The organism is Stappia sp. MMSF_3263, from assembly GCF_030733745.1.
In the GTDB taxonomy this organism is placed as follows: Bacteria; Pseudomonadota; Alphaproteobacteria; order Rhizobiales; family Stappiaceae; genus Stappia.
Genome location: NZ_JASHIK010000010.1, coordinates 14,842 through 28,452, shown reverse-complemented (window position 1 = coordinate 28,452; position 13,611 = coordinate 14,842). Strand labels below are relative to the sequence as shown.

Sequence of the window (13,611 nt, the reverse complement as noted above, 5' to 3'; positions counted from 1 at the left end):
TCATGTACAGCAAAGAACCGCGCAGACTCCTCGTTTCCCTTGCCCGCGACCGGAATGGATCGGTCGCGATGGTCACGGCCTTCTTCTTTGCCGTGATCGTCGGGGCGCTGGCCCTTGCCGTCGATGTCGGCTCGCTGTTCCTGGAGCGGCGGACCCTGCAGGGAACGGCCGATCTGGCCGCCGTTGCCGGCGCCTCCGATATCTCCCGCGCGGAAGCCGCCGTCGCCGCGACGCTCCAAGCGAACGGCGTCGAGGCCGACTTCACCGTCATCCGCGGCAACTACGTCCAGGACACGGCGCTCGATCACACGCGCCGCTTCCGGCCCAACCTGCAGCCGTTCAACGCGGTCAGGGTCGACCTGAGCAAGCCGGGCCGAGTCTATTTCGCCAAGGTGTTCTCCTCCCAGACGGCCACTATCGGGGTCTCGGCGCTGGCCGCCAATGCAGAGATGGCCTCGTTCTCCATCGGTACACGGCTGCTCGCGCTGCGCGACGGCGTTGCCAACGAACTCCTCGGCAAAATGCTGGGGACCACGGTCAATCTCAATGTCATGGACTATCAGGGGCTGGCCTCGGCCGATGTGCAGATCGCGCAGACGATCCAGGCGGTGGCGAGCGAGATCGACCTGAAGGCGGGCACCTTCCAGGACGTGCTCGACGCGTCGGTGACAACCGGCGATCTCGTCGCCGCGATGGCGAAGATCGCCGCCGGCAACGGCGACACGGCGGCGGAACTGGCGTTGAAGCGCCTGCTGGCCTCGGGCGGGCTCGACGGCGAGGTGCCGCTTGCCTCGCTGTTCGATCTCGGCCCCTTCGCGATGCTTGCCATCGACGATCCGGCGCCGGGGCTCGACGCGCAGGTCTCGGCCATGCAGATCCTCGGTTCCTCGCTCGTGCTTGCCAACGGCGCGCGCCAGGTGAAGCTCGATCTGGGCGCAGAGGTGCCGGGCCTGCTGTCGCTCACCGTCGATCTTGCCATTGGCGAGATGCCGCGCCACAGCGCCATGATCGCCGTCGGACCGAAAGCTGCGAAGGTGCGCACCGCGCAGACGCGACTGCGTCTCGTGGCGGAGGTAGGCGGCGCCGGTGCGCTCGCCAATGTCCGCCTGCGGCTGCCGCTTGTTGTCGACCTTGCCTATGGCGAGGCGAGCCTTGCCTCCGTTTCCTGCCCCTATGGCGGGTCGTCGCGCGCGGCGGTCGTTGCCCGGCCGGGGATCACGGAGGCCTGGATCGGCGAACTCGGCGGCGGCGACCTGTCCGATTTCGGCACCACGCCGCGCCTTTCTCCCGCGCGCATCGTCGACGCGCCGCTGGTCAAGGTCACCGGCAAGGCGCATATCGATGTCGGCAATTCGCTTGGCACGCGGCTTGTCTTCACCGCGCGCGACGTCGAGCGCGGCACGGTGAAGCGTACCAGCACCAACTCGATCGCCGGCTCGCTGGTCTCCAGCCTGCTGTCGGATCTCGATGTCGAGGTGAAGCTGCTGTCGCTCGGCCTGTCCCTGCCCGGTCCGATCGCCGACACGGTCGGCAGCGTGCTGGGCAATGTCGCCGATCCGCTCGATGCCGCCGTGCACGGGCTGCTGACGACGCTCGGCCTGCATCTGGGCGAGGCGGATGTGCGGGTCCACGGCATCCGTTGCGGCGGCGGCGTCCTCGCTGGTTAGACGGCTTGCGCGGACGGCTCGCCATCTCCCTTGCGTGGCGGGAGCGCGGGAAGTAGTCTCCGCGCGCCTGCAACCACCTGCCTCACCGGGAGAGCATCATGGGCTTCATCGCCGACGCACTGGCGCGCGTCAAACCCTCCGCCACCATTGCCGTGACCAACAAGGCACGCGAACTCAAGGCCGCCGGACGCGATGTCATCGGCCTTGGCGCGGGCGAGCCCGATTTCGACACTCCCGAGAACGTCAAGGCGGCCGCCATCGCGGCGATCAACGAGGGCAAGACGAAATACACGGCCGTCGACGGCATTCCCGAACTGAAGGCGGCGATCTGTGCCAAGTTCAAGCGCGAGAACGGTCTTTCCTACGAGCCCTCGCAGATCAGCGTGGGCACCGGCGGCAAGCAGGTGCTCTACAACGCCCTGGTGGCGACCATCAATCCGGGCGACGAGGTCATCGTGCCGACGCCCTACTGGGTCAGCTATCCGGACATGGTGCTGCTCGCCGGCGGCGAGCCGGTGATCGTGGAGGCCGACAAGTCGACCTTCAAGATCACCCCGGAGGCGCTCGAGGCGGCGATCACGCCGAAGACCAAGTGGCTGATCTTCAACTCGCCCTCCAACCCGTCCGGCGCGGCCTATACGCGCGCGGAGCTGAAGGGCCTGACCGATGTCCTGATGCGCCATCCGCATGTGTGGATCATGTCCGACGACATGTACGAGCATCTCGTCTATGACGGTTTCGAGTTCACCACCCCGGCGCAGGTCGAGCCGAAGCTCCACGATCGCACGCTGACGGTGAATGGCGTCTCCAAGGCCTATGCCATGACCGGCTGGCGCATCGGCTATGCCGGCGGCCCGGCCGAACTGATCAAGGCGATGGCCAAGGTCCAGTCGCAGTCTACCTCCAACCCCAGTTCCATCGCCCAGTGGGCGGCGGTCGAGGCGCTGAACGGCCCGCAGGACTTCATCCCGGCCAACAACGAGGTGTTCAAGTCGCGTCGCGATCTGGTCGTTTCGATGCTGAACCAGGCGAAGGGCCTCTCCTGCCCGGTGCCGGAAGGCGCCTTCTACGTCTTCCCGTCCTGCGCCGGCACGCTCGGCAGGACCGCGCCGTCGGGCAAGGTGATCGAGACCGACGAGGATTTCGTCACCGAGCTGCTGGAAACCGAGGGCGTTGCCGTCGTTCAGGGATCGGCCTTCGGTCTTGGCCCCAACTTCCGCATTTCCTACGCGACCTCGACCGAGGCGCTCGAGGAAGCCTGCACGCGCATCCAGCGCTTCTGCGGCAACCTGAAATAACCCGCCCGCGCCGGTTCGGCGTGGATGGAGCGACAAGGCCCGGCGGAGCGATCCGCCGGGCCTTTGTATTTGCCTCGTTCCCGGATCCCATCCCGCCGCCCTGCCGATGTCACGCCGGCCTTGCCTCTCTCTCGGCGGTCATCCCAGCCGGAGCGAAGCGGAGAGCAGGATCCATTGGCAACCCCGGCAGGTGCGACGGCTCGCGGCCGGTTGCGGCAGGCGCGGAGGCCCCGCAGTCGCCAGAAGCTGGTCGGCGCGCATCGCAGCGCCCCAGTCCGTAACGCAGCGCAGCACAGGTTTCCCTTGCGTTCGCCGCCTCATCGGCGCGACGATGAGCGTCCGCCCGTGTCTGGCGGGCGGCGGTGCTGGTGCGCGGCGCCGTCCGGTCAGAGCCGCGCCCGGTTCCTTCTACGACAACCGGTCCTTTCCAGGACCTGATGGGGAAGGAGACTTGAGCATGGGCGACAACAGGACAAACGGGAGCGTCGGCACCCCAGCCGGCAGAGATACGGGGCCCCGGTGCATCGGGATCTTCGGGCCCTTCGGCAGCGGAAAGACATCGCTGCTGGAAGCGTTGCTCGCCCGCACGGGGGCCATTTCGCGGCAGGGCGCGGTGACCGCCGGCAACACGGTCGGCGATGCCGCCCCGGAGGCGCGCGCCCACTCCATGAGCGTCGAACTCAACATGGCCGAGACCGAGTATCTCGGCGACCGTTTCGTTTTCCTCGATTGTCCCGGCTCCATCGACTTCCTGGGCGAGACCGCGGGCGTGCTTGCCGGCATCGACCTTGCCGTCGTGGTTGCCGAGGCGGACGAAAAGAAGGTGGCCGCGCTTCAGGTCATTCTCAAGCAGCTTGAGGATCGCGGCATTCCCCGCATCCTGTTCCTGAACAAGATCGACAAGGCTTCCATGCGGCTGCGCGACGTGCTGGCCATGCTGCAGCCGGCCTCGGCCGTGCCGCTGGTCATGCGCCAGATCCCGATCTGGAAGGACGGCATCGCCACCGGCTTCATCGACCTGGCGCTGGAGCGCGGTTATGTCTACCGCGAGCACGCGGCAAGCCAGGTGATCGAGATCCCCGACGAGGCAATGGCGCGCGAGGTCGAGGCGCGCTTTTCCATGCTGGAGACGCTGGCCGACCATGACGACGTCCTGATGGAATCGCTGCTGGAGGACATTGCCCCGGAGCGCGACAGGGTTTTCGATGACATCGGCAGCGAGTTGCGCGACGGTCTGATCTGCCCGGTGCTGTTCGGCTCGGCCGAACATGGCAACGGCATCGGACGGCTGATGAAGGCTCTGCGTCATGACGCGCCTGGGATTGCCGAGACCCGCGCCAGGCTGGGGCTCTCCGAGGATGGCGGCACGCTTGTCCAGGTGCTCAAGACCGTCCACACGCTGCATGCGGGCAAGCTGTCGCTGGCGCGGCTCATCTGCGGCACCCTGTCGGACGCGGACACGCTGACCCGGCCGGACGGCGAGCCGGTACGGATATCCGGTTTCTACAAGCTGATGGGCCAGCAGGCGAACAAGCGCGGGCCGGCGCAAGCCGGCGATACGGTCGGTCTGGGCAAGCTCGACGGGGTGCGTACGGGCGATACGCTCGGTGCCACTGCGTCCGCGCCCCAGCTCGCGCCGCTCGTGATGCCACCGCCGGTGCTCGGCCTTGCCGTCTCGCCGAGCGAGCGGCGCGACGAGGTGAAGCTGTCGGCGGCACTTGCCAAGCTGGCCGAGGAGGACCCGGCGCTTGTCGTCACCCAGAGCCAGGATAGCGGCGAGACGCGGATCGAGGGGCAGGGCGAGATGCATCTGCGCGTTGCGCTGGAGCGGCTGACCGGCAAATACGGACTGACGGTGGAAACGGCGGATTCCACCATTCCCTATCGCGAGACGATCCGCGGGTCGACATCGGTGAGGGCACGCCACAAGAAGCAGTCGGGCGGCCATGGCCAGTTCGGCGATGTGGCCATCGACATAAGGCCGATGCCGCGCGGCGAGGGCTTCGTCTTCAACGACACGATCACGGGCGGGGTGATCCCCAAGCAGTATATCGCCTCCGTGCGTGCCGGCGTGGAAGAGGCCTTGCGAACCGGCACGCTCGGCTTTCCCACCGTCGACATCGCGGTGACCCTGACCGACGGCTCCTATCACAGCGTCGATTCCTCCGACCAGGCGTTCCGCATGGCGGCGATCCAGGCGATGCGCGAGGGGCTGCCGCAGTGCAAGCCGGTGCTGCTCGAGCCGATCCACCACGTCACCATTGCCTGCCCGAGCGATGCGACGGCACGCATCAACGCCATCGTCTCCAGCCGGCGGGGGCAGCTACTGGGCTTCGATGCCCGTCCGGGCTGGGCCGGCTGGGACGAGGTGCAGGCCTTGATGCCGGAGACCGAGATCGGCGGGCTGATCGTCGAGCTGCGTTCGGCCACCGCCGGCGTCGCCACCTATGTCAGCCGTTTCGACCACTTGTCGGAACTGACCGGCAAGCCGGCCGAGGCGGTGCTCGCCCGCCACGGCCGTCAGGCGGCGTGAGACGCACGGACAGGGGATGGTGCGGAACCTGCCGCACCATCCCCGATCGCTTCCCGTCTGGACCTCGCCGGCCTGCTCCCTAGCTATAGGCGGGGGCTGGTCATGAGACCGGATCAGGCGGGAGGGTTCCCTTGCGAGCAGTTCTTTCAGTTGTTTTTTCGAATGTCGCCGGCGCCATGGCGTTGACGGCCGCGATCCTTGGTCCGGTATCGGCGCAAACGGTTCATACGGCCGGCGATGTCCGGTTCACGGTCACCCGCGCCGTCGCGGACCTCTCCTATCCCTGGGGCTTCGATTTCCTCCCCGACGGCTCGCTGCTGGTCAACGAGGTCGAGGGGCGCATGTGGCTTGTCTCCGCCGCCGGCGAGCGCCGCATCGAGGTTTCAGGCGTTCCAAGGGTCTATGCCTCGGGGCAGGGGGGCTTGCTCGATCTTGTCGTCGCTCCGGACTTCGCGGCGAGCGGTCGGATCTATCTCACCTTCTCCGAGCGTGGACCGGGCGGCGCCGGCACCGCCGCGGCGACGGCCAGGCTGCTGCGCGAGGGCGATGCCGCAAGGCTGGTCGATGTCACGGTCATCGCACGGATGGAGAAGAAGACCGGGAACGGCCGCCATTTCGGCTCGCGCATCGTGCCGGCGCCCGATGGCACGGTTTTCGTGACACTCGGCGACCGGGGGGATGCCGACCGCGCCCAGGACCCGAAGGATCATGCCGGATCCGTCCTGCGGGTCGCCGCCGACGGCTCGATCCCGGCCGACAATCCCTATGCGGACGGTTTCGGGGCGTTGCCCGAGATCTGGTCGACCGGCCACCGCAACATCCAGGGCGCGGCGATCGAGCCCTCGACCGGGCGGCTTTGGACCGTCGAGCACGGCGCGCGCGGCGGCGACGAGATCAACATTCCGCAAGCCGGCAGGAATTACGGCTGGCCGGTCATCTCCTATGGCCGCCACTATTCGGGCCTGAGGATCGGTGTCGGCACAACGGCGGAGGGCTACGAGCAGCCGGTCCACTACTGGGATCCGTCGATCGCCCCGTCCGGGATGGCCTTCTACACGGGCAATGCCGTGCCGCAATGGCGCGGCAACCTCTTCGTCGGCGCGCTGAAGGACCAACTGATCTCCCGGCTCGAGGTGGAGAACGGCGAGGTCGTCACCGAAGAACAGCTCGTTGCCGGCGAGTACGGGCGCATCCGCACCTTGCGCAACGGGCCCGACGGGACGCTCTGGTTCTCCACCGACGAGGGCGACGGCGCGCTTTATCGCATTTCCGGGGCGCCCTGACCGGCGCGACCTGGAAGCCGGTTCGGTTTCCCGGGCGGCGTGCATGTCGCTGCCCGGGACGTGTCTTTGTCCCGCACGCCATTTGCAGCACCGGGCTTTCGCGCTATTGAGAGGGAGCGGCCCCTTTCCCCTCCTCCTGCCGCGCCCCACCCTGGACATCATGAACACCGTTCCGCTCATCATCGCTTTCGCGTTCTTCATGGAGATGATGGATTCCACCGTCATCGCCACCTCGCTGCCGGTGATCGCGGCGGATCTGGGCACCAGCCCGATCGCGTTGAAGCTGGCGCTGACCTCCTATCTGGTGGCGCTCGGCGTCTTCATCCCGGTCAGCGGCTGGATGGCCGACACGTTCGGCGCCAAGCGGGTGTTTCGCCTCGCCATCGTCGTCTTCGTCATCGGCTCGCTCGCCTGCGCCTTCTCCAATTCGCTGCTCACCTTCGTGCTTTCGCGCTTTCTGCAAGGCATGGGCGGGTCGATGATGGTGCCGGTCGGCCGCCTCATCCTGGTCAGGACCTTCCGGCAGAAGGACCTTGTCCACGCGATGACCTTGATGACCATTCCCGGCCTCATCGGCCCGATGGCCGGTCCGCCGCTCGGCGGTTTCCTGACCACCTATTTCTCCTGGCACTGGATCTTCCTGATCAACGTGCCGATCGGCATTGCCGGGATCTGGCTTTGCGGCATCTTCCTGCCCGACATTGCCAGGCGGCCGACCTCCTCGCTCGACTGGAGGGGCTTCCTGTTGAGCGGAACCGCGGCGGCGGGCATCGTCTTCGGCCTGTCCGTCGTCAGCCTGCCGGCGCTGCCGCCCGTTGTCGGTGTGGTGACGACCGTCGCCGGGCTTGCAGCGCTTGCCGCCTATCTCGTGCACGCGCGGGCGAAGGACCATCCGATCCTCGATCTGGGGCTTTTGCGCAACCGGGCCTTCGGGCTGACCTTGCTGGGCACCAACATCTTCCGCGTCTCGTCGGGCGCGATGCCCTTCCTGATCCCTTTGATGCTGCAGACGGGGTTCGGCTACAACGCCTTCCAGTCGGGCCTGATCACCTTCACCGGCGCCTTTGGCGCGATCTCGATGAAGTTCATCGTCAAGCGCTCGCTGGCCGCGCTGGGCTTTCGCACCGCCCTGGTGATTGCCTCGCTCGGTGGGGCGCTGCTGACCTTCGCCATGGCCGCTTTCGCTCCCGGAACGCCGGTCTGGATCTTCGTGCTGGTGCTTTACGGCGCCGGTCTTACCCGCTCCTTCCTGTTCACCTCCTCCAACGGTCTGATGTTCACGAGCATTGCCGATGACGAGGCGAGCCAGGCAACGGCCCTCAGTTCCGTCTTCCAGCAGGTGTCGCTGGCGCTCGGCGTGGCGCTTGCCGGTTTCGTTCTGGAGGCGAGCGGCTGGTTCAGCGGCGATCCGCTGGCGCTCGTCAATTTCCACGTGGCCTTCGCCGTCACGGCGGCATTGGCGCTGGTCTCGGTGCCGGTCTTTGCCTTCCTGCCGGCGGCGGCCGGGCAGGAGGCTTCCGGGCACGGTCAGCGCCGGGAGGCGTGAGCGGAGCGTTTTGCCCGGTAGCTCTTCACGCTGCCCGCACCTTTCGTTCAACCGCACTTGATTTGCCGGCAGGCGTCTCGCGCGCTAGGTGAGGAGCAACGCTCGGCGCCACGACGTCCGCGGCCGGCACGCATGTGTCGGCGCGGAAACCTTCAGGACGGCAGGCATGAAGCGGGAGAGGACGCAATGAACATCATTCGCAAGCGCGGCTGGGAGCTGCCTGAATCCGAGGCGACGCCCGAGGCCGTCTTCTTCAACCGGCGCTCGGTGATCGCCGGACTTGCAGGCGCTGGCGCGCTTCTCGCCGGTGGCGGTTTTTCGCGCCCGGCCTTTGCGGAGGAAGACCCGAGCGCCTCACTCTATCCTGCGAGCCGCAACGAGGCGTTCACCCTCGACCGGGAGATCACCCCCGAGAAGGTGACCTCGATGTACAACAATTTCTACGAGTTCGGCTCGCACAAGCAGATCGCCTCGGCGGCGCAGGCGCTGAAGATCCGACCCTGGGAGGTGCAGATCGACGGGCTCTGCGACAATCCGCAGACCATCGGTATCGACGACCTGTTGAAGAAGGTGAGCCTTGAGGAACGGCTCTATCGGTTGCGCTGCGTCGAGGCATGGGCGATGGCGGTGCCGTGGACGGGCTTTCCGCTGGCGGAACTGGTGCGGCTTGCGGCCCCCAAGGCGGGGGCGAAATACCTGCGCATGGAAACCTTCCTCGACCCGGACACGGCCAGCGGCCAGCGTGCCTCCTGGTACCCCTGGCCCTATGTCGAGGGGCTGACCATCGCCGAGGCGACCAACGAGCTGGCCTTCCTGGTGACCGGTGTTTACGGCAAGCCGCTGGCCAAGCAGTTCGGCGCGCCGCTGCGCCTCGCCGTGCCGTGGAAATACGGGTTCAAGTCGATCAAGTCGATCACCCGCTTCTCCTTCACCGAGGAACGTCCGGTGAGCTTCTGGGAGGAGGTACAGGCGGCCGAATACGGCTTCTGGGCGAATGTGAACCCGGAGGTTCCCCACCCGCGCTGGAGCCAGGCGAGCGAGCAGTTGCTGCCGAGCGGCAACCGCGTGCCGACGCAGCTCTTCAACGGCTACGGCGATTATGTCGCCGACCTCTACAAGGGGATGGAGGGCGAGAAGCTCTACATGTGAGGGGGCGGGGAGGCGTCCTGGCGTTCAGCGCTCCCGGTGTCCTGCTCAAGGCGCCAAAGCGCCATGACCAGGGTCCTGGCACTGGCCGTTGCCTGTTCCCTGTAGAGCGGCCAGCTTTGCGTCAGGCCCTCGATGACAAGCATCAGCTCTGTTTTCCGACGGGCAAGCCCTGTTGCCTCGGCCGCGCGTTCCGCCATGTCCGACTTGTGCCGCTCAAGCAGGGCAACAAGTTGCTTGTCGTCCGGGTTCGCCGCCACGGCGGCATGGAACAGGCATCCGTGGGAGGTTTCGCGCTCCATCCACAGACCGATACGCTCGATCAAGGCTGTGAGCGCCGCCTCATGGCTTGCCGGCAGGTCCGTAAAGACATGGTCGAGATAGCGACGATGGCGATGCTCAAGGGCGATACGAACCATCCGGTCGCGTGAGGGGGCATATTTGTAGAGCGTGCGCAGGCTCACCCCTGCAGCGTCGCGCAGGTCCTCCACGCTTGGCACCGCAAAGCCCTGGCGCGCAAAGGCGCCCTCCAGTCCCGCCGCAATCCTCGTCATCGTGTCCGTCATGCTTGACGATGTAGAGAGATCGTTCTACCTGTGCAAGTAGAGTGTTTATTCTACCTGAAGGAAGGCGGCAAGGATGACGATCCCCGAGACGATGAATGGCGTGGTTCTGACCGGCCATGGCGGGCTGGACAAGCTGGAATGGCGCGAGGATCTGCCGGTGCCTGTTCCGCAGGCCGGTGAGGTGCTGATCCGGGTCGGCGCCGCCGCGCTCAACAATACCGACGTCAACACGCGTACGGGTTGGTATTCAAAGGCCGTGCGGGGCGATACCGCCTCGGGCGCGGCGGACGGTTACGGCGATCTGGTGGGGAAGGACGGAGGCTGGTCCGGCGCGGCGCTGTCGTTTCCCCGCATCCAGGGAGCTGACTGCTGCGGCGAGATCCTTGCGGTCGGCGCTGGCGTGCCTGCCGCAAGGGTGGGCGAGAGGGTGCTCGTTCGAGCCGTCCAGGTGGTCGCCGATGCGGATACGGGGGTCGGTGCGTCGACTTTCGGGTCCGAACGCGACGGCGCTTTCGCCGAGTATACCTGCGTTGCGGCCGAGGATGCGGTTGCCGTGCAGTCGGATCTTTCGGATGTGGAGCTGGCCTCGTTTCCCTGCGCGTTCTCCACGGCCGAGGGGATGATCCAGAGGGTCGGGCTTGGGGCGGAGCGGGTGCTGGTGACGGGAGCATCGGGCGGAGTCGGTTCCGCCGCGATTCAGCTAAGCCGGCGTCGCGGCGCCCATGTCACCGCCGTGAGCAGCCTGCAGAAGGCGGATGCGCTTCGCGAACTTGGTGCCGACGAGGTGCTGGCACGCGAGGCGGAGCCTCCCGCGCAGGCGTTCGACGTGGTTCTCGACCTTGTCGGCGGCGCGAGCTGGCCGGGGCTGATCGAGGCCTTGCGTCCGGGCGGGCGCTACGTGACGGCCGGCGCGATCGCGGGCCCCATCGTGGAACTGGACCTGCGCACGCTTTATCTGCGGGACCTTGCCTTCTTCGGCTGCACCCACCAGCCGGCCAGCGTCTTCACTGATCTTGTCCGCTATATCGAGGCGGGTGAAATCCGCCCGGTGGTCGCGAGGACCTATCCGCTGCGAGACCTGCGCATCGCCCAGGAAGCGTTCCTGTCGAAGGCCCATGTCGGCAAGATCTGTCTTTCGGTCCGGGAGTGAGACGCAGCGGGGGCAGGAGAACCGTTTCGGCAGCCGCGAAGGTTCCGGAAGACCAAAAAAAATGCCGGGCACAAGGCCCGGCAGTTATTTGATTTTGCCACCATCGGTGGCGCAATCACCTTCCAGAGGGGAACAGCTGGTCGCATCAGACGTCGCTGGGAGGAGGTAGCGACGAAGCAGACCAACAGCCTGTTGCTTATATGCAGTGCACAACGTGCCTATGCAAGATGCAGTCGCGCAAGTCTGCTATGCAAAAAACGGGGACCACGCCGCGCGCTGCGTCATCTTTGCCTCGCCGGACACCGCGATGTGGCTGAAGCGAAGGCGCTCTGCCCGCTTCCAAAGCATGTCTCACGCGAATTACAGGGGTCGCATGACGACCTTCTTCCGTGCCCGGGGACGCGTTTTCGCGCATGGCCGCGCATTGCCTGTGCAATGTGCGACGCAATATCGCGGGGAGCGAATGCTTTCTCGGGAAGCGCCGGGCGCCTTGGGGAACCTGCGTTCAGAAGGTCCAGCGCTCGGCCTTGGACAGCAGGAAGTCGCGGAAGACGGCAATGCGCGCGGTGTTCTTCAATTCCGAGGGATAGACGAAATAGGTGTCGAAGCTTGGCACTTCCGCCTCGGGCATCAGCTGCACGAGACCGGAACCGTCCTCGTTGATGTAGTCCGGCAGGATGGCGATGCCGATGCCGCGCTGAACGGCCCGCTTGATCGCCACCACGTTGTTGATCCGCAGCACGCAGCGGCGGCTCTCGCCAAGCGGCAGGCCGGCCGTTTCCAGCCAGTTCATGTCGCGCAGATAGGGCGGGGCCTGCTCGCCGAAGGTGATGATTCGGTGGCCGTCGAGATCGTTCATCGACTTCGGCGCGCCGAAGCGCTGGATGTAGCCGGGCGCCGCGTAGAGATGAAAATGCACGGTGAACAGCTTGCGCTGGATCAGGTCCGGCTGGGTCGGCTGGCGCAGGCGGATGGCAACATCGGCCTCGCGCATGCCAAGGTCCAGCTCGTCGTCGTCGAAGATCAGCCGCAGTTCCATCTCCGGATAGAGATCGACGAACTCGTTGAGGCGCTGGGTCAGCCAGGTCGAGCCGAGGCCGACCGTGGTGGTGATCCTGAGTACGCCGGAGGGTTTTTCGCGGCTGTCGGTGAGGCGCGCCTGCGCCGCCTCCAGCTTCATGAACACCTCGCGCGCGGTACGGTAGAGCACCTCACCCTGCTCGGTCAGGAGCAGGCCGCGCGCGTGCCGGTGGAAGAGCGGCACCTTGAGATCGTGCTCAAGCGCGCTCACCTGCCGGCTGACCGCGGACTGGCTCATGTTCAGCGTGTCGCCGGCATGCGTGAAGCTGCCGGCCTGCGCCGCCGCATGGAAGATCCGCAATTTGTCCCAGTCCAGCGGCACGGCGCCCTCTATGTGTTCGTGTCGGCTCCCGCCGAGGCGTGTTGCAGCCTAGCCTATTCGGCGGCTTCCGCTTCCGCAATCTCATGTTCGGCAAGAAAGCGTTCGCTTTCAAGGGCCGCCATGCAGCCCATGCCCGCCGCCGTCACCGCCTGGCGGTAGATCTCGTCGGTCACGTCGCCGGCCGCGAAGACGCCGGGGATCGACGTCATCGAGCTGTCGGGCGCCGTCCAGATGTAGCCCGAGGGCTTCATCTTCAGCTGGTCCTTGAACAGTTCCACCGCCGGGGCGTGGCCGATGGCGACGAAGAAGCCGTCGGCGGCAACATCGCGGGTCTCGCCCGTGTGAACGTTTCTCAGCCGCGCGCCGGTGACCGCCTTGGGCATGCCGCCACCCAGCACGGCTTCGACGGTGCTGTCCCAGATCACCTCGATCTTGTCGTTGCGCGCCAGGCGCTCCTGCAGGATCTTTTCGGCGCGGAAGCTGTCGCGGCGATGGACCACGGTCACCTTGGAGGCGAGGTTGGCAAGATACAGCGCCTCCTCGACGGCGGTGTTGCCGCCGCCGACCACGATGACTTCCTTGCCGCGATAGAAGAAGCCGTCGCAGGTGGCGCAGGCCGAGACGCCCGCGCCCATGAATTCCTGTTCGGTCGGGATGCCCAGCCACTTGGCCTGGGCGCCGGTGGCGATGATGAGCGCGTCGCAGGTGTGAACGGTGCCGCTGTCACCGGTCAGGCGAAAGGGGCGCACCGAAAGGTCGGCCTCGAGAATCGTGTCATAGACGATCCGCGTGCCGACATTTTCCGCCTGCTTGCGCATCTCCTCCATCAGCCAGGGGCCCTGGATCGGATCGGCGAAGCCGGGATAATTCTCCACTTCCGTGGTGATGGTGAGCTGGCCGCCGGGCTGGATGCCCGTGATCAGCACCGGCTCCAGCATGGCGCGCGCGGCATAGACGGCGGCGGTGTAGCCGGCCGGGCCGGAGCCGACAATCAGGAGTTTGTGGTGCTCTTCTGCCATC

10 protein-coding genes are annotated in these 13,611 nt (G+C 66.5%); 7 read left to right on the top strand and 3 right to left on the bottom strand.

The features are described 5' to 3' along the window. Window positions 1–2: 2 nt before the first annotated feature. The 6 genes from RBB46_RS12355 (at window position 3) to msrP (ending at window position 9,476) form a co-directional block, all read left to right on the top strand. Complete coding sequence (locus RBB46_RS12355; protein ID WP_306029297.1) at window positions 3–1,667, top strand: pilus assembly protein TadG-related protein; 1,665 nt, start codon at window positions 3–5, stop codon at window positions 1,665–1,667. Between the two features lie 98 nt (window positions 1,668–1,765). Then, window positions 1,766–2,965: a pyridoxal phosphate-dependent aminotransferase gene (locus RBB46_RS12350; protein WP_306029296.1), complete on the top strand. Its 1,200-nt coding sequence runs from the start codon at window positions 1,766–1,768 to the stop codon at window positions 2,963–2,965. Window positions 2,966–3,422: 457 nt separating this feature from the next. Beyond that, on the top strand, window positions 3,423–5,498 hold the full coding sequence (locus tag RBB46_RS12345) for an elongation factor G (RefSeq protein ID WP_306029295.1): 2,076 nt from the start codon (window positions 3,423–3,425) through the stop codon (window positions 5,496–5,498). A 176-nt stretch (window positions 5,499–5,674) separates the two neighbouring features. Beyond that, window positions 5,675–6,781, top strand: a complete 1,107-nt coding sequence (locus RBB46_RS12340; RefSeq protein ID WP_306029294.1) for a PQQ-dependent sugar dehydrogenase — start codon at window positions 5,675–5,677, stop codon at window positions 6,779–6,781. 160 nt (window positions 6,782–6,941) lie between these two features. Continuing rightward, window positions 6,942–8,327: a DHA2 family efflux MFS transporter permease subunit gene (locus RBB46_RS12335; RefSeq protein WP_306029293.1), complete on the top strand. Its 1,386-nt coding sequence runs from the start codon at window positions 6,942–6,944 to the stop codon at window positions 8,325–8,327. 186 nt (window positions 8,328–8,513) lie between these two features. Next, entirely contained in the window at window positions 8,514–9,476 is a 963-nt protein-coding gene (msrP, locus tag RBB46_RS12330; protein WP_306029292.1) for a protein-methionine-sulfoxide reductase catalytic subunit MsrP, read from the top strand. Here the strand turns inward: msrP and RBB46_RS12325 are convergent. Beyond that, on the bottom strand, window positions 9,467–10,027 hold the full coding sequence (locus RBB46_RS12325) for a TetR/AcrR family transcriptional regulator (protein WP_306029291.1): 561 nt from the start codon (window positions 10,025–10,027) through the stop codon (window positions 9,467–9,469). The two genes, msrP and RBB46_RS12325, sit on opposite strands and share 10 nt — an antisense overlap. A gap of 85 nt (window positions 10,028–10,112) precedes the next feature. Between RBB46_RS12325 and RBB46_RS12320 the strand changes: the two genes are divergently transcribed. Then, the gene (locus RBB46_RS12320) at window positions 10,113–11,189 is read left to right on the top strand and encodes an alcohol dehydrogenase family protein (RefSeq protein ID WP_306029290.1); all 1,077 of its coding nucleotides are present in this window, start codon (window positions 10,113–10,115) and stop codon (window positions 11,187–11,189) included. A 505-nt stretch (window positions 11,190–11,694) separates the two neighbouring features. Here the strand turns inward: RBB46_RS12320 and RBB46_RS12315 are convergent. Both RBB46_RS12315 and trxB read right to left on the bottom strand, forming a co-directional pair. Further along, complete coding sequence (locus RBB46_RS12315) at window positions 11,695–12,585, bottom strand: LysR family transcriptional regulator (protein WP_306029443.1); 891 nt, start codon at window positions 12,583–12,585, stop codon at window positions 11,695–11,697. Between the two features lie 59 nt (window positions 12,586–12,644). Continuing rightward, window positions 12,645–13,610, bottom strand: coding sequence for a thioredoxin-disulfide reductase (gene trxB / locus RBB46_RS12310; RefSeq protein ID WP_306029289.1), 966 nt, complete (start codon window positions 13,608–13,610; stop codon window positions 12,645–12,647). Window position 13,611 lies beyond the last annotated feature (1 nt).